This window comes from Acinetobacter sp. YH12152, assembly GCF_013418285.1.
Classification (GTDB): domain Bacteria; phylum Pseudomonadota; class Gammaproteobacteria; order Pseudomonadales; family Moraxellaceae; genus Acinetobacter; species Acinetobacter amyesii.
Genome location: NZ_VPCH01000002.1, coordinates 18133 through 37287, shown reverse-complemented (window position 1 = coordinate 37287; position 19155 = coordinate 18133). Strand labels below are relative to the sequence as shown.

Annotated in this window: 17 protein-coding genes and 1 riboswitch; of the genes, 4 read left to right on the top strand and 13 right to left on the bottom strand. The window is 42.5% G+C overall.

All coding sequences use genetic code 11. The features are described 5' to 3' along the window. Positions 1 to 175: 175 nt before the first annotated feature. Positions 176 to 2119, bottom strand: coding sequence for an acetate--CoA ligase (gene acs / locus FTU83_RS00935; RefSeq protein WP_180022761.1), 1944 nt, complete (start codon positions 2117 to 2119; stop codon positions 176 to 178). A 284-nt stretch (positions 2120 to 2403) separates the two neighbouring features. On the opposite strand from acs, the gene FTU83_RS00930 reads away from it, so the two are divergent. Both FTU83_RS00930 and FTU83_RS00925 read left to right on the top strand, forming a co-directional pair. Next, positions 2404 to 2982 carry a DUF805 domain-containing protein gene (locus FTU83_RS00930; RefSeq protein WP_180011586.1) on the top strand — a complete coding sequence of 193 codons (579 nt, stop codon included), beginning with the start codon at positions 2404 to 2406 and terminating at the stop codon, positions 2980 to 2982. A gap of 123 nt (positions 2983 to 3105) precedes the next feature. Next, positions 3106 to 4077, top strand: coding sequence for a mechanosensitive ion channel family protein (locus FTU83_RS00925; RefSeq protein ID WP_078190551.1), 972 nt, complete (start codon positions 3106 to 3108; stop codon positions 4075 to 4077). On the opposite strand, the gene FTU83_RS00920 is transcribed toward FTU83_RS00925, so the two are convergent. The 5 genes from FTU83_RS00920 to prfB all read right to left on the bottom strand — a co-directional run bounded on the left by FTU83_RS00920 (position 4063) and on the right by prfB (position 9142). Continuing rightward, positions 4063 to 4773, bottom strand: a complete 711-nt coding sequence (locus tag FTU83_RS00920) for a 16S rRNA (uracil(1498)-N(3))-methyltransferase (protein ID WP_180105516.1) — start codon at positions 4771 to 4773, stop codon at positions 4063 to 4065. The genes FTU83_RS00925 and FTU83_RS00920 overlap by 15 nt on opposite strands. 325 nt (positions 4774 to 5098) lie before the next feature. Beyond that, positions 5099 to 6379, bottom strand: a complete 1281-nt coding sequence (locus tag FTU83_RS00915) for a 3-deoxy-D-manno-octulosonic acid transferase (protein ID WP_180105517.1) — start codon at positions 6377 to 6379, stop codon at positions 5099 to 5101. 87 nt (positions 6380 to 6466) lie between these two features. Beyond that, a complete protein-coding gene (locus tag FTU83_RS00910; protein WP_111884475.1) occupies positions 6467 to 7555 on the bottom strand; it encodes an alkene reductase in 1089 nt (362 codons plus the stop codon). Between the two features lie 37 nt (positions 7556 to 7592). Continuing rightward, positions 7593 to 7892 carry a helix-turn-helix transcriptional regulator gene (locus tag FTU83_RS00905; RefSeq protein WP_078190555.1) on the bottom strand — a complete coding sequence of 100 codons (300 nt, stop codon included), beginning with the start codon at positions 7890 to 7892 and terminating at the stop codon, positions 7593 to 7595. 154 nt (positions 7893 to 8046) lie between these two features. Then, a protein-coding gene (gene prfB / locus FTU83_RS00900; RefSeq protein ID WP_111884474.1) for a peptide chain release factor 2 occupies positions 8047 to 9142 on the bottom strand; the annotation gives its coding sequence in 2 pieces (ribosomal slippage) (positions 8047 to 9069 and positions 9071 to 9142; 1095 coding nt in all). A 181-nt stretch (positions 9143 to 9323) separates the two neighbouring features. Between prfB and FTU83_RS00895 the strand changes: the two genes are divergently transcribed. Further along, entirely contained in the window at positions 9324 to 10172 is an 849-nt protein-coding gene (locus FTU83_RS00895; protein WP_180105518.1) for a putative porin, read from the top strand. 326 nt (positions 10173 to 10498) lie between these two features. Continuing rightward, the gene (locus FTU83_RS00890; protein WP_067761595.1) at positions 10499 to 11284 is read left to right on the top strand and encodes a putative porin; all 786 of its coding nucleotides are present in this window, start codon (positions 10499 to 10501) and stop codon (positions 11282 to 11284) included. A gap of 71 nt (positions 11285 to 11355) precedes the next feature. Here the strand turns inward: FTU83_RS00890 and recJ are convergent, their stop codons facing one another. The 7 genes from recJ to FTU83_RS00855 form a co-directional block, all read right to left on the bottom strand. Beyond that, positions 11356 to 13059 carry a single-stranded-DNA-specific exonuclease RecJ gene (gene recJ, locus FTU83_RS00885; protein WP_180105519.1) on the bottom strand — a complete coding sequence of 568 codons (1704 nt, stop codon included), beginning with the start codon at positions 13057 to 13059 and terminating at the stop codon, positions 11356 to 11358. Beyond that, positions 13060 to 13716, bottom strand: a complete 657-nt coding sequence (gene pdxH, locus FTU83_RS00880; RefSeq protein WP_168379407.1) for a pyridoxamine 5'-phosphate oxidase — start codon at positions 13714 to 13716, stop codon at positions 13060 to 13062. It lies immediately after the preceding gene. 18 nt (positions 13717 to 13734) lie between these two features. After that, positions 13735 to 15066, bottom strand: coding sequence for a phosphoglucosamine mutase (gene glmM, locus FTU83_RS00875; RefSeq protein ID WP_180054189.1), 1332 nt, complete (start codon positions 15064 to 15066; stop codon positions 13735 to 13737). Positions 15067 to 15184: 118 nt separating this feature from the next. Then, positions 15185 to 16651, bottom strand: a complete 1467-nt coding sequence (gene guaB / locus FTU83_RS00870; RefSeq protein ID WP_078190562.1) for an IMP dehydrogenase — start codon at positions 16649 to 16651, stop codon at positions 15185 to 15187. 219 nt (positions 16652 to 16870) lie between these two features. Next, complete coding sequence (locus FTU83_RS00865) at positions 16871 to 17236, bottom strand: YkgJ family cysteine cluster protein (protein ID WP_180073361.1); 366 nt, start codon at positions 17234 to 17236, stop codon at positions 16871 to 16873. Between the two features lie 99 nt (positions 17237 to 17335). Continuing rightward, positions 17336 to 18133, bottom strand: coding sequence for an MBL fold metallo-hydrolase (locus FTU83_RS00860; RefSeq protein WP_078190564.1), 798 nt, complete (start codon positions 18131 to 18133; stop codon positions 17336 to 17338). A gap of 194 nt (positions 18134 to 18327) precedes the next feature. After that, the gene (locus FTU83_RS00855) at positions 18328 to 18906 is read right to left on the bottom strand and encodes a TMEM165/GDT1 family protein (protein WP_078190565.1); all 579 of its coding nucleotides are present in this window, start codon (positions 18904 to 18906) and stop codon (positions 18328 to 18330) included. 74 nt (positions 18907 to 18980) lie between these two features. Continuing rightward, a riboswitch (yybP-ykoY riboswitch) is annotated at positions 18981 to 19123 on the bottom strand. Positions 19124 to 19155 lie beyond the last annotated feature (32 nt).

The window sequence follows — 19155 nt, the reverse complement described above, 5'->3', positions numbered from 1 at the left end:
TTATAATTTGATCATTTTATACGTCGTATTTAGGATGGATAAAATCCATCATGAACGTCCCTTCATCCTAATCAACTTTTATAGGAGAAAGGACGTTCATTATTGCTTTAATAATCCTTCATATAAGCCATAGTGAACTTTCATCAGAACGTGATCACTCACGCTCAAATTGTTCTTATGACTTCGGATAAACCGTAGCAATCAAATGTTCAACCACTTGAGGTTCTGCCAAGGTCGAGGTATCACCTAAAGAGTCCAACTCATTGGCCGCAATTTTTCTTAAAATACGGCGCATGATTTTACCAGAACGGGTTTTCGGTAAGGCCGGCGCCCAATGCAATGCATCTGGCGTTGCCACTGGTCCAAGGACTTTGCGTACCCAAGCCACCAGTTCCTGACGTAACTCATCCGTCTCTGCTGTCCCTGCTTGTAAGGTCACAAAGGCGCAAATCCCTTGCCCTTTAATATCATGTGGCATACCCACCACAGCAGACTCTGCCACAGCATCATGTGCAACCAGCGCACTTTCAATTTCAGCCGTTCCCAATCGATGCCCTGAAACGTTCAAGACGTCATCCACACGGCCCGTAATCCAATAGTAGCCAGACTCATCACGACGTGCGCCATCACCTGTAAAATACGTCCCCGGATAAGTGGAGAAATAGGCTTCAATAAAGCGCTCAGGATCACCCCAAATGGTTCGCATTTGTCCCGGCCAAGAATCCTTAATCACCAAATTGCCTTCTACGGCGCCTTCAAGCTCATTGCCTTCAGCATCCACTATCGCAGGTTGTACACCAAAGAATGGACGCGTCGCTGAACCCGGTTTTAAATCAGTTGCTCCCGGCAATGGCGTAATCATGAAACCACCCGTTTCTGTTTGCCACCATGTATCCACCACTGGACAGCGGCTTTCACCTACCACGGTGTAGTACCAATTCCATGCCTCTGGGTTAATGGGTTCACCCACCGATCCCAATAAACGTAAACTACTGCGGTCACTTTCTCGGACAAAGGCATCCCCTTCTCGCATCATGGCGCGAATTGCAGTCGGTGCCGTATATAAAATAGTGACGTTGTGTTTATCGACAATATGTCCGGTTCGAGCCCAACTTGGATATTGTGGTACACCTTCAAACATCACGGTCGTGGTGCCATTCGACAATGGCCCATACAACACATAAGAGTGTCCCGTAATCCAACCAACATCGGCAGTACACCAAAACACATCATCTTGTTTAAGGTCAAAAACTTCACGGAAGGTACAATTCACATAGGTTAAATAGCCGCCTGTGGTATGCAATACACCTTTCGGTTTTCCTGTCGAACCTGATGTATACAAAATAAATAGCGGGTCCTCGGCATTCATAGGTTCAGGTGGACAAATATCATTGACCGACATGATTTCCATGTGATACCACAGGTCACGATCCGCTTTCATTTCGATCGGGTTACCTGTACGGTGCACCACAATGACATTTTGAACCGAAGATGTGCCTTCAATGTCGAGTGCAAGATCGACATTTTCTTTGAGTGGAATGGGCTTGCCACCACGCATCCCACAATCCGCAGTAATCACGACTTTCGCCTGACTGTCATCGATACGACTTGCCAATGAGTCTGGTGAGAACCCGCCAAAAACCACGCAGTGTACTGCTCCAATTCGGGTACAGGCCAACATCGCAATTGCCGCTTCTGGCACCATTGGCATATACAGCACCACACGGTCGCCTTTGCCCACGCCATGTTTTTTCAGCACATTAGCAAAACGGCAAGTTTCATCATGCAGTTCTTCAAAAGAAATGATTTTATGCCGTGAAGGATGATCTCCTTCCCAAATAATGGCTGGTTTATGTGGATGTTCTTTTAAATGTCGATCGAGACAGTTGGCACTGACATTCAGTTCACCGTCAGCAAACCACTCAATCTTGAAATCATCTTGCTTAAAATTTGTATTTTTAACTTGGGTAAACGGTTTGATCCAATCGATCTTTTGCGCTTGCTCCGCCCAAAACTCATCTGGTTGTTCAATCGATTTTTGATAACGCTCAAAGTACTCCGACTCATTGATGCGCGCGGTTTTTTTAAAACTTTCAGGTACTGGATAGATCTCTTTCATATTGTATTTTCCTTGATCTGATTCATCTCATCACGAGATGCCATGCCACATTTCTACTTTTATAATTTCTGCATCACAGCAGTATGACGATTAATTTTTAATCGCAGCAATCATGCTTTGGTCGTATTATTCTTTCCCATTTAAAGCACATCTATAAGCAAAATTTCAACAAAAACATGTTTCAATTCAGTATCTGATCAGTTCATTTGAACCTATAATGCAAAGGTAATTTTACTCAGCATTCCACTTTTTTATTCTTCCATACACGTTGAGTTGACCCAAGCATGAATACCAATGACTCTTCTTTCTTTTCCCGTCAGACGACCACTACATCGGATAATCCCCTGAAACCAGATGGACGTTTTGGTCGACTGAGCATGATTGGTTGGTATGGCTTTCTCAATATCATCAGCTTTTTTGCCTTGATCGCTTTAAGCCTTGCCGTGGGTATTTTCAACATCAATACCATGACGTTAAATGAGCAATTTGTTGGCATATTCACTGGGGTATCTGGCCTCGCCTATTTGGCGATTATTATTCTCTATATCTATTTTTATTGTGTCTTTGTCGTGCGTCGGCTGCATGACCTCAATAAAGCCGGTTGGTTGCTACTGCTCTTATTTATCCCCGTGATCAATCTATTCTTTATCCTGTATTTATTATTGGCCTCAGGCACACCGACCGTAAATCAATACGGCGCGCCACGCCCTGCTGCAGTTTGGGAAAAAATTCTGGCATGGTTGATGATTTTAATCAGTGTCTTGTCGCTCGTGGCTACAGGTAGCATCACGTCTTATATGATGGGTAGCGGAGAAATTGAATCGCCTACAGAAATCATTCAACAAGGTACTGAATATTTCTAAGCCACTAACCGAATTTGAGCCTGTCTGAATTTTGATACATCCGTTCGCAAGCCTGTAAATGAGGGTTATTTTCGCCACTAATTTCAGGCAAAATAGCGAAAAATCTGAACATTTGGAAAACTCGTGGCTGAAAAAGAAAATGCCTTGAGTGATGTCACTCAAGGCACGACTCAACTTTTGCAAGAGGCAACTGAAAAAACTGCACAAACCGTGCTGGAACATACCTCTAAATATAATGACGCATACTCAACGATCGATAAATTTGTCGATGGATTTTGGGAACGCCTGCCTTATATTTGTATCGCATTAATTGTTTTTACGATCTTCTATCTACTGTCTAAACTCTTTAGATTCTTTGTTCGTAAAGCGCTCACTGACCGTTCTTACTCAAAACAAAATCTAGTTTTGGTCCTGAACCGTGTGGGTAGCTCAGCCATTATGTTCTTCGGTTTCCTGATTGCGATGGTCATTGCGATTCCTGGGTTCACACCGGGTCAACTCATGAGTGCCTTGGGGATTGGTTCGGTTGCAATCGGTTTCGCGTTTAAAGATATTTTCCAGAACTTACTGTCGGGTATTTTGATTCTCCTCGGTGAACCTTTCAAAATCGGTGATGATATTATTGTGTCAGGAATGGAAGGTACGGTTGAAGATATTCAGATCCGTGCAACCTTTCTACGCTCTCCAGATGGTCGTCGTATCGTGATTCCAAACGCGACGGTTTACACCAGTGCGGTAACGGTGAATACCGCTTATCAACGTCGTCGTTGTGAATTTGTGGTGGGTATTGGTTATGAAGATGACATTCAAAAAGCTAAAAATATTGTTTTGGCTATTTTGGACAAAGACCCAACCATTTTGAGCCAACCTGCGTTTACCGTAAACGTGAATGCTTTGGCTGATTTCTCGGTCAATCTGAATGTCCGTTGGTGGGTTGATACCACTGAAACCACCACTGCGAACTCGATCAGTGAAGTGCAAGAACACGTTATCCAAGCATTCAATCAAAATGGTATTTCAATTCCGTACCCTGTACAGGAAGTGAAAGTTTACCGTGGTGATCAAGCTGAGGCAGAAGCTTCAACAGCTAAATAATCGCCCTAAAACGTATGGAATCACAGTTTCTGTCCGGATAATTCGGTTGCCTAAGCTGACTGCTTGGCAACCGTTTTTTATGAGTAAATCTACCTCATAAGGAATAAATCCACCTTCAGGTCCAATGATGATCGTACATCCATGTTGAATCCCTGTAGGCATCACATCTTCGACATAAGGATGCGCCACATAAGCCGGAGAGTCCGAGGAGATCATGCTCGGTAAAACATCCTCCACAAAGGGTTTAAAGCGTTTATATAATTCAATTTTGGGCGCAATGGTGTCACCTGCCTGCTCCAAACCCAACGTCACATAGTGATCGAGCTGCTGTAAAAATGGGGTCTGCCAATAGCTTTTATCCACGCGATAACTGTGCAGCAAAATGATTTTTTCTACACCTAAGGTGACGGCATCCATGATCAGACGGCGCAACACTTTCGGACGAGGCATTGCCACAATTAAAGTCACCGGATGCTTTGCTGGTACTTCTTCTTCTTGTAAGGGTTTAAGTTGAATGCCGTTATCCGTAATACTGACGATTTGGGTTAAATAACGCTTTCCTTCCCGAATCCCGACTTTGAGGGTATCGCCCACTTGTACATCGACATGGGTTTTTAAATGCTCAATTTGGCGTTTGGCACTGATATTCCACAGTTCAGATTCAGTTTGACGTGGGTCAAGCAGGACGATGTTCATAAAAATTCTCTTACCCAGTTCAATTGGATACGCGAAAACGTCATCCACAACGGTTCAAGGCAACACTCAATAGAATCACTCAAGTTTCAGCGATTATTTGTTAGACATAAAAATTCGACGCGTTTTGTCGGTGAGCTGCACTGCACCGCAAGATGGCTTCCTTGCGAAGCTTCGCATTCCATTTTGCCGAATGAGAAACAACGTTTCGTAAGAGTACCTCCAACCGAAGGCTAAGCCCTTTCTTCAAATCTTAAATGTAAGACTCTGTCGAGCCTATTCATTCATCTGTTTAAAGCATCAACCAATTTAAATCATGGTTGTAAATTCAAAGGTATTGATCAATCACCTGAATATGCTTTTGCAGCGACCCAGTATTCTTTTGCATAATCAGCTGAGCTGCATCATTTAAAGCCTGCGCTTTCGCAGTATTTTGAATGATCTCAACCAATGCACTAGCCGCCTGCTCAAAATCCTGCACAACCACAACCGCATGGGCCGCTACAAATTCATCCACAATGGTTTGAAAATTAAAATAATGCTGACCTAATACTGTCGGGACATGCAGCGCGATAGGTTCCAAAATATTATGTCCACCGCCCGGTACATTTAAAGACCCGCCAACAAAACAAGCCTGACTCAGTGCCAGCCAAAGCCATAATTCACCCATACTATCCGCTAAATACACTTGCGTTTCAGGCTGAATCGTTTGCTTTAAACTGCGGCGCTGTGTGCGTAAATTCAGTTTCTGCGCTTCTACAAAAACCTCATCAAAGCGTTCGGGATGCCGTGGTACGACGATACATAATAGCTCAGGCTGTTGTTGCAAAATCGGCTGCAGTGCTGCGAGCAGTTTTTGTTCTTCTGGTGCATGTGTACTGGCAATGGTAATGATTTTACGGCCTTGCAAAGCCCAATCTTGACGTAACTGCGCTGCTTGTTGCACAAAGCTATCGGGCGCATGAATATCAAACTTGATACTTCCCACGACCTGACTGGTATGCGGGTTTGCACCCAACTCAATAAATCGCGCTAAAGTTGCCTGATCTTGCGCCAATAATTGTTTCAAACTCTTTAGCATCGGCTGCGTCAAACTCGGGACTTTGCTATAACCCTTCGCCGATTTTTCAGATAATCTGGCATTAATCAATAAACACGGAACGTTAGCCTGATCGGCTTCAATCATCAAATTTGGCCAGAGTTCTGTTTCGACCAGAGCCAACATTTTCGGTTGATATTTTTCGATAAAACGACAGACTAATTTTTTTTGATCTGCTGGCAAATACACGGCCTGAAACAGCGATTCATATGGTGATTTTAAAAATAATTGTTTCGCACGCGCTTGTCCGGTTTTGGTCGTATTGGTAACCAAGACCGGATGACCTGCTTTGAGATAATGTTCAATCAGCGGCTGTGCAGCGTTGGTTTCTCCTACGGAAACCACATGAAACCAAATTGCATTGCGGTTTTTAACCTGCTGAAATGGCCCAAAGCGCTCAAGACACTCTTGCTGATATAGTTGGAGATCTTCAGCACGTTTTTTGATGCGCCATTGATATAGCGGCTTAATCAGCGCCAAAGCTGCGTTATACCAAAAAGGAGTAGTCAAATTATTACGCTCAAAAACGGTTTGAATCGGCAGAATATATCAGAGCATTATCCACATGTTAATGGATAATGCGTATTCAAGTGTCGATTAATACGTTGAACGTCCTGAACCAAATTTATTTTTCATGCTTGGATAATCAATATAGCCTTCGGCAACATCTGTCCCAATCATATTTTCCAACTGCAATTCATTTAGTGCAGCATTCGCTAGCAAACGTTCAAACAAATCTGGATTGGCAATATAGGCTTTACCAAAAGACACCGCATCGGCTTTACCTGAGGCCAATAAATCAACAGCATCTTCACGGCTTAAACGCATATTGGCAATGTACGGCACTCCATTTGAGCGCTGTTTCAGATAGTCACTAATACTGTCATCCGCCAGATATTCACGGGTAAAGAAGAATGCAATCTTCCGTTGCCCCAACTGCTCTAAAGCATAGCCAAAGGTTTCACGTGGATCATGATCGCCCATATCGTGTTCATCACCACGCGGCGCAAGATGTACACCTACACGACCTGCACCCCACACTTCGATCAGCGCATCCACCACTTCAAGCAATAAACGTGCGCGGTTTTCGACAGAACCACCATACTCATCTTCACGTAAATTGGTTTTGCTTTGTAGGAATTGATCGATCAAATAACCATTGGCCGCATGCAATTCCACACCATCAAAACCGGCTTCTTTGGCTTTGATCGCAGACTGTTTGTATTGTTCTACAATGCTTTTGATTTCTGCAATCTCTAATGGACGTGGCACGACATATTCGCGTTTTGGGCGAAGCAGACTGACATAACCCGCCTGTTGTACCGCACTGGCAGAAACTGGTGTATCACCATTCAAAAGGTCGGGATGTGAGACACGTCCGACATGCCACAATTGTGCCACAATTAAACCTTGCTGTTCATGTACGGCTTGGGTCACCAATTTCCAGCCCTGAACTTGAGCATCGGTAAATAAACCCGGCGTCTGCAAATAGCCATTAGCTGCTTCTGAAATGACTGTTGCTTCTGAAATGATTAATCCAGCACTTGCACGCTGTGCATAATATTCAGCCATCATCGGCGTTGGAACACGGTCAATGGTTGCACGACTACGGGTTAGTGGCGCCATTACAACGCGATTTTTGAGGTGTAAATCACCCAAAATGAGAGGAGTATTAAGTTCAGCCATATATGTCTCGCCTAACACTTCAAATGCGAAAAATGATTTAAAGTGAGTTCTGCAGATAATCAATATATTGCTGAATGAGTTCTTCATTGCGCGAAAAATACGACCATTGACCATATTTCTCGGCTTGAATTAAGCCCGCCTGTTGTAACACAGACAAATGATTAGACATCGTAGACTGCGAAACATTACCGAGTTTTTCGATATTGCCAGCGCATACACCACGATTAAAGCCGCCACATTGTTCTTCTGACAAAAATTGTTCAGGTGTTTTCAACCATTCCAAGATTTGACGTCGAGTCGGATTGGCAAGTGCTTTAAAAATTAAATCAATATCCATAATTTAAACGGGTTTAATTAAATAAAAATTTGGACAACAAAGTTCTATTCAGCATCTTGAATACACTATATCGTATTTTTTCGATTTTTATATCGATTTTTTTAGATATGATGATCAAAAACAGATAGAACTTTGTTTTCTATATAAATTTAAATTACAAACCTTGTTTGAGGCTGGCTTCAATAAACTTATCTAAATCACCATCAAGTACCGCGCCGGTGTTTGAACTTTCCACACTGGTACGTAAGTCTTTAATACGCGAGTCATCTAAAACGTATGAACGAATTTGGCTGCCCCAACCGATATCGGACTTGGTGTCTTCCAACGCTTGTGCCGCATCATTACGTTTTTGCATCTCAAGTTCGTACAATTTTGCACGTAACTGTTTCCAAGCATGGTCACGGTTGGCGTGCTGTGAACGTTGGTTCTGACATGCCACCACAATCCCTGTTGGAGCGTGAGTTAAACGTACTGCAGAGTCTGTTTTGTTAATGTGCTGACCACCCGCACCAGATGCACGATAGGTATCAGTACGAACATCAGCTGGATTGATTTCAATTTCAATATTGTCATCAATTTCAGGCGATACAAAAACCGCTGAGAATGAAGTATGGCGACGATTACCTGAGTCAAAAGGTGACTTACGGACTAAACGGTGTACGCCAGATTCTGTACGTAACCAACCATATGCATACTCACCTTCTACACGGATCGTTGCAGACTTGATCCCTGCCACATCACCATCAGATTCTTCCATCACTTCTGCTTTAAAGCCATGACGTTCAATCCAACGTAGATACATACGCAGTAACATCGATGCCCAGTCCTGTGCTTCAGTACCACCAGAACCTGCTTGGATTTCGACATAGCATGGGTTCGGGTCCATCGGATTACTGAACATACGACGGAATTCTAATTTCGCAAGTTCTGCTTCCGCTGAAGTTAACTCTGCTTGCACATCTGCAAGTAAGCTTTCTTCTTCTGCTTCAACCGCAAGATCCAACATCGCTTGGGCATCTTCTAGCTGAGTTGAAAGCCCTTCGAGCACGTTAATGACGTTTTCGAGTTCACCTTTTTCTTTTGCCATTGCTTGTGCACGGCTTTGATCATTCCAAATTGCTGGGTCTTCCAGCTCACGTAGAACCTCTTCTAAACGCTCTTTTTTCAGATCGTAGTCAAAGATACCCCCGTAATGTTTGACCACGGTCGTTTAAGTCTTTTAGCTGTAATAGATACGGATTAATTTCCACGTGAATTACTCTCAATCAAAAAATTTGGCTTAAATAGCCGCCTATTATATCACAGAGCATTTGCACAGATTCAGCCAGATTGATCATCCAAATCATTGACTTCAATGCACATAATATGAACAATACGCTCGCGTTACTATTTATTACATTTTATTTACAACAATAATGTTTCGAGGGTTTTATGAAAAAGACATTACTTGCACTAGGGTTAGCTGTTATCACTTCATCAACTTTTGCTTATGATGGTCAAGTTGATGGCGGTTTTACTTATACAGATTGGGACAATGACATCGTAGATTCAAACGGATTGTTCAACTTACAAGGCACGTTATATTTAGACTCAGTAAACCCTAAAAATGGCCCATTAAACGAAGCTGCATTTTTAGGCCATAACAGCAATATTTATGCTAAATATAGCTATCAATATTTAGATACAAAAACAGTTGATGTATCAGATTATTTTCCTGTTTCAGGTCCGCTTGCAGGCAAAGCAGAATATGACAGCTACCATATTTCATTAGGTGCTGAATACTTCTTTGAACAATTCTACTTTAATGGTGAATTAGGCTACAAAGAAGAAAAAGCTGAAGTAAAAGTTGCTGGCATTTCAGCAAGCGAGGACTATGATTCAACAACATACCGCGCATTAGTAGGTTATTTACCTGTCTCTAACCTTTTACTTGCTGTTGGTATTGATGGCTATCAAGGCGACAATGATGAAGACGAAGACAACCGTTTTGCTGTTAAAGCAAAATATGTTGCGCCTTTGAACAATGGTCAATACATCAACCTAGAGGCAGATGGCGCTTTTGGTGATTTAGACTCTGTTACGATTGGTGCAGACTACTACTTCGACCAAGCTTTTAGCATTGGTGCATCTTACAACATCGAAGATGATGGTGATGAAGACACGGATTACTTCGCTATCCGTTCAAAATACTTCCTTAACCCGAACCTAGCAATCGGTGGTCAAGTTGGTTTTGGTGATGACGTTCAAGCGTTCAACATCAATGCAACTTTACGTTTCTAATTTCGTTTGAATTAGGAATGTGCATTAAAAAAGCACCTCAAATTTGAGGTGCTTTTTTCTTTTCGATGTAATATTTACTTTAAAAAAAGTCCAGTTGTTGACCAAATAATCTACAAATTCATAATATCTACACAGTTTTAATAAAACAAAACATTAATAATAATTATATATTTTTCAATATCTTAAATAATTAAAATTACATAAAATTACCGAATACACAGTTCTGCAACTTTGCAGCGATTGACCATCTTTAAAAATTCTCTAGACTAAAACTTGTAACAAAAAATGTATTAAATTTAGCCAAACAATTTAGAGGGGTAGTTTCCATGAAAAAACTCGCAATTGCTTCAGCACTTCTTTCTGCACTTGCTATTACAGGTACAGCTCATGCTTATCAAGCAGAAGTAGGCGCTTCAGCTGGTTACATCGACCCAGATAATGGAAGCTCTGGCAGTGAATTTGGTGTAAACGGTACTTATTACTTCAACCCTGTTCAAACGCGTAACGCTCCTCTTGCAGAAGCTGCATTCTTAAACCGTGCAAGTAACGTAAATGCACACGCAACTTTCGCTGATCGTGGCAATGTTGACGACAATACTTATGGCGTTGGTATCGAATACTTCGTACCAAACTCAGATTTCTATGTATCTGGTGATGTAAGCCGTAATAATGTCGAAGTTGACACTGCAGTCGGCACAATAGACAACGATACAACTTATTATGCAGCTGAAGTGGGTTACCTTCCTGCACCTGGTTTCTTAGTTGCTGCCGGTCTAAAAGGTTGGGACAATGACGATGACGACGGTGTAGATCCAACTTTACGTGCTAAATACGTAACAACTTTAAGCAATGGTAAAGACATCAACCTTGAAGCGGGTGCAGCATTCGGTGATCTAGATGAATTCAATCTAGCAGCGGATTACTTCATCGACAAAACATTCAGTGTTGGTGCTGACTACTACAACAACGATGTCACTGATCGTAACGAAGTAGGGATCAATGCACGTAAATTCTTCAACCAACAAGTGAGCCTTGAAGGTCGTGTTGGTTTCGGTGAAGTTGGCAACAATGACTACAATTCATTTGGTGTAGCAGCGAAATACCGCTTCTAATCCATTGAAGTCAAAACCATAAAAAAAACCGCTCTTCTGAGCGGTTTTTTATTTGCCTGTAAAAATGGAATTTATTGAGCCAAGTGTAAAACTCTCAATTGAACACTGACATTTCCTCTAAATTCATTTTTATCGAGTTCGTAGACCAAGCGGATTTGATCTTGCATAGGATTAAATTCATATTTTTCTGCCGCATTAAATGCAATTGCGTCCACCATTAAGCCATTATCTAAAGCAAGTTTTAATTTCAGATGCACATCTTTCAACCAACGATAATCTAAAACTTTAAATAGGCCTTCATAGACCGGTTCAGGAAATTTTTGTCCCCATGGACTTAAATTTTGCAGAAGATCCACGGTTTCGACATTAATGGCCGAATCAGGCAATTCACCATCTGTCCAAATAGTGGCCTGAAATAAACTTTCATCTTGCGCAGCGATGAGTGCTTCAAAAGCGGTTTTAAATTCAGAAAAATGCTGCTTTTGAATGGTTAGTCCTGCTGCGGCTGCATGTCCACCAAAATGACTGACCAAATGCGGATGTAATTCAGCAATACGCTCAATACTGTCTCGAATATGAATACCTTCGATAGAACGCGCAGAGCCTTTAATATGTACGCCATCCTCATCTGCGGCAAAGACGATTGCAGGTCTATGGAATTGTTCTTTCAAACGCCCTGCAACAATCCCAATCACCCCTTGATGCCAATGCTGTTCAAACATGATCAAGGCTGCAGGTAAGTTATCCTGATCAAGCTGAATATGTTCTAACTCAGCCAGAGCTTCCTGTTTAATCTGCCCTTCGACTTGGCGTCTTTCAATATTGAGTTGATTCAACTGCTGCGCAATCGGATAAGCCGTACTTAAATCCGCCGCAATCAGACACTCAATCCCAATATCCATAGTCTCCATACGCCCAGCTGCATTGAGTCGTGGGCCAACTACAAAGCCCAAGTCCTGTGCTTTTAACTGTGCGGGATCACGACCAGCGATATCCAATAATGCACTGATCCCTGGACGACATAGTCCTTGCTGAATCCGCTTCAAACCAGCATCGATCAAGATCCGATTATTCAGATCTAGACTTGCAACATCGGCATAAGTGCCTAAAGCCACCAAGTCCAAATATTGGCTGAGGTTGGCTGTGGATTTAGCATTTTTTTTACGCATACTGGCCAAATTGGCCAACACATAAAATGCGACACCCACACCAGCCAAGGCTTTACTTGGAAATTCACATCCCAACTGATTCGGATTCACCACCGCTTCTGCTAGTGGTGTTTCCTTTGTGGTCAGGTGATGATCGGTAATGATCACCTGCATACCATGCGCCTGCGCCTGTGCTACACCGGCATGACTCGAAATTCCATTATCGACTGTAATCAACACATCTGGAGTAAAGCTCACGAAGGCCAAATCAGCAATGGCAGGTGTCAGACCATAACCATATTTGAAACGATCTGGAACCAGATATTCAACATCCGTACCCATATCACGTAGTGCCAAGACCATCAATGCAGTACTGGTCGCACCGTCGGCATCATAATCACCAACAATGACGATTTTCTTTTGAGTATCAATTGCTTGATCGATTATTTCAATCGCTTGCTCTAAACCCTTTAAGTTTGGCGCATGTAAGTGCTTAAGCTTCAATTCCAGCTCTTGTGCGGAAGAAACCCCGCGACGTGCCAATAAATCAGCAATAAACGGGGCAACGCCCTGAATATCTTCAGGGCGCGTCAAATAGGGTCTTTGTTGAATTAAAAGTTTAGACATTTATGGCATCAGTCGCTGTAAAACCCATTGACCATCCTGTAGTTTATAACTCAAGCGGTCATGTAAACGATTCGGACGGCCTTGCCAAAATTCATAATAATCCGGAACTAAACGATAGCCGCCCCAAAACTCAGGTTTCTCCAAAACGTCTTTGCTTTCCACTTGATCATGCAAATTTTGGAAACGCTGTTGTAATTCTTCACGACTAGCGATAACACCACTTTGTGGAGTACTAATGTGCGCTGCGATTTGGCTGTCACGCGGTCGTTTATGGTAATAATCCGTAGATTCTTCTGAAGATATCTTTTCCACACGACCACTGACCCGAATTTGACGTTCCTGCTCTTGCCAATAAAACAATAACTCTGCATAAGGATTATTGAGCAGATCGTTACCTTTTTGACTGTCATAGTTGGTATAGAAGTCATAACCTGCATGGGTCGCACCGCGCAACAAGACCGTCCGCACGTGCGGACGACCTTGGGCATTTGCCGTCGCCAAAGACATAGCATAGGGTTCATGCAATTGTGCTTCTAAGGCATGGTTAAACCATAATAAAAACTGCTCATGTGGATCACGGTTCACCTGATCTTCATGCAACTCACCTTTTTGATAAGTTAAACGCAGTTCACTTAAGTCCTTAATCACATCATTCATGCAATTTCCCCTCTTGATTTAAGCTGCATTGGCACGAACAGCATCGGCCAAATGATTTGCCAATGCGGTGACTTCTTCAAGGTCATTACCTTCAACCATGACACGAATGACCGGCTCTGTGCCTGATTTACGAATCAAGATGCGACCACGCCCTTTAAGCTGAGCTTCAGCTTTTTCAAACTCGCTCACCAGTGCAGGTACGGCGTAGGGATCAAACATCGCAGCCAAGCGAACATTCACCAAGACATTTGGTAATAACTCAAACCCTTCCACCAATTCATGCAAAGCTTTACCTTGCTCAACCATCACCGTTAACACCTGAAGTGAAGCAATGATCGCATCACCTGTGGTGCTCTTGTCCAAAGTCAGAATATGACCTGATGGCTCACCACCTGTTACCCAACCTTTTTCTTCCAAACCTTGCAATACATAACGATCACCGACTTTGGCACGCAGTAATGGCACTTGGGCTTTATCTAGCGCAATTTCAAGCGCCATATTGCTCATAACCGTACCCACGATACCCGCAGGTTTTTGACTCGCTTGAGTGGCTAAAATATAAAGAATATGGTCACCAGTAATTTGCTGACCGTTTTTATCGACCATAATCACGCGGTCAGCATCACCATCAAAAGCGATCCCTAAATCCGCCTGATGTTCAACAACTGCTTTTTGTAAAAACTCAGGATGCGTCGAACCACAGTCTTTATTGATGTTTAAACCATCCGGTTCGTTAAACAGCGCAATCACTTTTGCACCCAGTTCACGATACACCGAAGGACCAACGCTATAGGCTGCACCATTGGCACAGTCCACCACAATTTTTAAGCCTGTCAGGTCAAAATGGTACGGGAAGGTTGATTTACAAAACTCGATATAACGACCATTGGCATCTTTTACACGCACACTTTTACCTAAGTTTGCAGGGTCTTCGATCACCAAGTCATTTTCAAGTTCTTTGTTTATGGCTTCTTGAATTTCATCCGGCAATTTTTTACCTTCGCTCGAGAAGAACTTAATGCCATTATCAAAATACGGATTATGCGACGCCGAGATCACGATGCCTAAGCTGGCATGTAATGCACGGGTTAAATGGGCAATTGCGGGTGTAGGTAATGGACCCAACAAGTGAACATAAACACCTGCTGCGTTTAAACCGGCTTGTAATGCTGACTCTAAAATATAGCCCGATAATCGGGTATCTTTACCTAGTACAACGATGGGCTTTGCTTTTTTACTGTATTGTTTTAATACTTTACCTGCGGCAAATCCTAGTTTTAATGCAAATTCAGGGGTAATAGGCAATTCACCGAATTTGCCACGAATGCCATCTGTACCAAAATAACTCATGTTGTACTCACTTCTTAATGGTGATCTTAATCATCACTTTTTACTGTAAATACTTTACACCAAAAACAAAAAGGCCGTCATATTAATGACGGCCTTTTCGGCTAAAAGCTACTAAATATCAACCAACACGGTAGTTTGGTGCTTCTTTAGTAATAGTCACGTCATGTACGTGAGATTCAGACATACCTGCCGCAGTAATTTTGACAAACTGTGCATTTTTACGTAAGTCATCGATCACCGCAGAACCGGTATAACCCATAGATGAACGTAAACCACCCATCATTTGATGAACGATGTTACCCATTGGGCCTTTGTACGGTACGCGACCTTCAATACCTTCTGGTACAAGTTTTTCAGCACCGGCTTTTGAGTCTTGGAAATAACGGTCAGCAGAACCTGTTGCACCTGCCATCGCACCCAATGAACCCATACCACGATAAGCTTTGTAGTAACGACCTTGGAAGAATTCAACTTCGCCTGGTGCTTCTTCAGTACCCGCCATCAATGAACCTACCATGATGGTACTCGCACCTGCACCAATCGCTTTTGCCATATCACCAGAGAAACGGATACCACCGTCTGCGATCAATGGAATTTGATCTTTTAGTGCATTGGCAACGCTGTCAATCGCAGAGATTTGCGGCATACCAATACCAGCAACGATACGTGTAGTACAGATTGAACCTGGGCCAATACCCACTTTCACTGCATCTGCACCAGCATCTAATAATGCAAGAGCTGCATCACCAGTCGCGATGTTACCGCCAATCACTTGAACTTGTGGATAGTTGGCTTTTACCCAACGTACACGTTCAATTACACCTGCAGAGTGACCATGTGCTGTATCAACAACAATCGCATCAACACCTGCTTCCACCAATGCTTCTACACGGCTTGGTGTTTCTGCACCTGTACCTACTGCAGCGCCAACGCGTAAACGACCTAAGTCATCTTTGCAGCTGTTTGGATAGTTTTCAGCTTTACGGAAATCAGTAACCGTGATTAAACCTTTCAGTTCGTTGTTGTCATTTACAACAAGGACTTTTTCAATACGGTGTTTTTGAAGTAATGCTTGGATATTTTCTTTTGATTCGTTTTCACGAACAGTCACCAAACGATCATGGCCTGTCATGATGTTACTAACAGGTTGCTCAAGATTGGTTTCAAAACGAGTGTCACGACCAGTAACAATACCCACCACTTGACCGTCTTTCACCACTGGTACACCGCTGATGTTATTTGCTTGAGTTAAAGCAATCAGCTCACGTACAGTCGTTTCTGGTGTAACGGTAATTGGGTCTTTCACCATACCTGCTTCAAATTTTTTCACGCGGCGAACTTCTGCAGCTTGTGCAGCAATATCCATGTTTTTATGCAGGATACCGATACCACCGTTTTGCGCCATTGCAATTGCCATACGTGATTCAGTCACAGTATCCATCGCAGCAGAAACAAGTGGAATATTCAAATTGATGCCACGTGTGAAACGTGTCTTAAGAGAGACATCTTTTGGGAGAACAGTAGAATAGGCAGGGAGTAATAAGACATCATCAAAGGTTAGGGCTTCTTGAACGATGGTCAACATAACAGTCTCGCTGGTAATTTCCGTGAGCCATTATATACAAATTTCCGTTCAATTTTCATTTTAATTGCGGCAATTCTTTACGGAGTTTTCAATATTAACCATCGAATATGCTGTTTTCAGCAAGAATACACTGAGGGTTAGTCAGCAACTTGTTCAATACAGGCAGAATCCGAAGACTCTACCGCTTAATTTCAATAAATTTATTCTGGAACTAAAGCCTTAACTGACTTGATCGAAATCTTCATCATTTTCAGCGTCATGCAGTGGAATACTGATCAATGGAATCATTTGATGCGCGATGCGTGCTTTATTACATTGCTCATCAGCTATCTGCACACTTTTACATGTGGAACTCCGAGCCTCGTACACCCTACAACTCACTGCTTGCCCAATTTTCCCACCCAAAGCGATACAACGAGACTGCGCTTGATTGGTGCCCGCCATACATGAATACACGGCATTAACCGGTTCAGTATAATGTTCGGGCATATTCAGCCCTTCTGCCCAATAAAAAGAAACGCGATAGTGGGCACAACATGCTCCACAGGTTAAACATGCATCCTGAGTCGGTATTTGAGACAACATTTTTATCTATTCTCGTCATCTAAAAGCTTATTTTATGGACGAAAAATACTAAAAAATGTTATCTGCAAACTCAATTATTTTTTCTGAATTTTCAAGTCATTATACTGGGCAAGTAAAGACTGTTTCATCCATTAAATCGACACCACACTGCAAGGTTTCGATCCAATCTAAGAATTGGTTGATCTGTTCTTTACCAATAAATGGCGTGCCGTGCTGCGGTACGATCATTTCCACATCCATCGTCCGTACCATGTTGACCCACAGACGGATCACTTTGTTCGAACACATGTAGCGCTGATGGAAGCCTTTCATTTTAGGAATATGAGCGGCAAAATTTTCTAAAGGTTTAGAGGCATCATCCACCATAGATGCGCCCATATCCCCTGAGAATAAAATTTTGGCAATCGGGTCATAAAATTGGAAGTTACCAACCGAATGTAGGAAATGTGCAGGAACAGCCACCAAATGACTATTGCCTAATGGAATCACCTGACCATGATCTGGCAGTTCGATCAGACGATCCAACCAGTTGCCTTTCATCCGGTCACTCATAAATGCAGAGTTTAAATGCGGTAAGAAACGCGCCCACAGCTTAGATGCCACCACTTTGGCGTCGGTATAAACCAACCAACGCGGCATCGAGGTAATAATGTCTGGGTCCTGATGCGAGGCCATCACATAGTCAAGATTGGTCAAACGGGTATATTTATTCAGTTCCATAGTCAGTGGGACATAGGTCAAGTCACCACCCGGATCGAGCACCGCTGCGCGCTCATTATCCAAAATCAGGAACTGGTTCGCCTGTACGCCCTCGCCTTTTACCAAGCTGGTAAAGCTAATACATTTATGCTTTCCATCATCATAAAGTACCTGTGATGTTGTGCGTTCGAAAGCCATTCCCATTCCCCAAATTTTTTATCAAAAAAAATATATTCTATAGGTGAATAACATATATTTATTTAGGGAAACTTACAATAAATATTCAGTCAATATTATCTGAAATATCAGTGAATTGGGTCTCATTTATTGGCAAAGAATCCTGAGTTTTTCACTCAGGATTTCATGTATTTTTAATATAGTGAGATTGGTATTTAAAATAAATAGTGTTGTGCCAACGCAGCCAAACCAATCACCAAGAATACCAAGGCGCCAATTTTATGAATCAGTGAAATCGGTAGTTTTTCTGCTAGTTTGTTCCCAATAAATACCGCAGGCGCATTAACCAACATGATGCCTAGTGTCGTCCCCAAAGTCACCCAGCCAATACTGTCAAAGCGTGCAGCCAGTGCAACTGTGGCAATTTGGGTTTTATCTCCAATCTCAGCCAAGAAGAACAAAACGAAAGTGGCACCAAAAACCCCATATTTTTGCCATTTATTGATACTTTCAGATTCATCATCCAATTGATCGGGGATCAACATCCACACCGCCATGGCAATAAAGCCCAGAGAAACAATCCACAATAAAACGGTTGGGCTTAAAACGGTGGTAATCCATTGACCCAGCACAGCAGAAACCCCGTGGTTCACCACAGTCGCTAGGAAAATTGCAATTAAGATCGGAACGGGTTTACGAAAACGTGCAGCAAGCAGTAAGGCAAGTAATTGTGTTTTATCGCCCATTTCTGACAGGGCAACAACAGCAAGGGAAATGAAGAAAGCGGTTAACATGGTGCATTTCTCTGGCTAGCAATAACATATACCGATGACTTATCCCTCCTGCTAGCCAATGTGCAGAGTGATAAATCAAAGGTCTTGCCAACAAAAGAAAGCTACGAAGAGCTCATTTGGTTCTTTGCTATGATGACCATGCTCGTTTTAGAGCAAATATGTTGACCATCACCTTTTTACTTTGCGTAAAAAGCGGCTACTCCCCAATGAAGTAATGCTATTCTAGCGAGGAATGCATGTTTTCGCAAT

Bases quoted from the DNA above. Each gene is read 5' to 3' on its own strand.
- FTU83_RS00860 (WP_078190564.1), bottom strand. From the start codon at position 18,133: ATGGCTTTCGAACGCACAACATCACAGGTACTTTATGATGATGGAAAG.
- FTU83_RS00855 (WP_078190565.1), bottom strand. From the start codon at position 18,906: ATGTTAACCGCTTTCTTCATTTCCCTTGCTGTTGTTGCCCTGTCAGAA.
- FTU83_RS00865 (WP_180073361.1), bottom strand. From the start codon at position 17,236: ATGTTGTCTCAAATACCGACTCAGGATGCATGTTTAACCTGTGGAGCA.
- FTU83_RS00890 (WP_067761595.1), top strand. From the start codon at position 10,499: ATGAAAAAACTCGCAATTGCTTCAGCACTTCTTTCTGCACTTGCTATT.
- FTU83_RS00920 (WP_180105516.1), bottom strand. From the start codon at position 4,773: ATGAACATCGTCCTGCTTGACCCACGTCAAACTGAATCTGAACTGTGG.
- FTU83_RS00905 (WP_078190555.1), bottom strand. From the start codon at position 7,892: ATGGATATTGATTTAATTTTTAAAGCACTTGCCAATCCGACTCGACGT.
- recJ (WP_180105519.1), bottom strand. From the start codon at position 13,059: ATGTCTAAACTTTTAATTCAACAAAGACCCTATTTGACGCGCCCTGAA.
- FTU83_RS00895 (WP_180105518.1), top strand. From the start codon at position 9,324: ATGAAAAAGACATTACTTGCACTAGGGTTAGCTGTTATCACTTCATCA.
- pdxH (WP_168379407.1), bottom strand. From the start codon at position 13,716: ATGAATGATGTGATTAAGGACTTAAGTGAACTGCGTTTAACTTATCAA.
- FTU83_RS00910 (WP_111884475.1), bottom strand. From the start codon at position 7,555: ATGGCTGAACTTAATACTCCTCTCATTTTGGGTGATTTACACCTCAAA.
- FTU83_RS00930 (WP_180011586.1), top strand. From the start codon at position 2,404: ATGAATACCAATGACTCTTCTTTCTTTTCCCGTCAGACGACCACTACA.
- acs (WP_180022761.1), bottom strand. From the start codon at position 2,119: ATGAAAGAGATCTATCCAGTACCTGAAAGTTTTAAAAAAACCGCGCGC.
- glmM (WP_180054189.1), bottom strand. From the start codon at position 15,066: ATGAGTTATTTTGGTACAGATGGCATTCGTGGCAAATTCGGTGAATTG.
- guaB (WP_078190562.1), bottom strand. From the start codon at position 16,651: ATGTTGACCATCGTTCAAGAAGCCCTAACCTTTGATGATGTCTTATTA.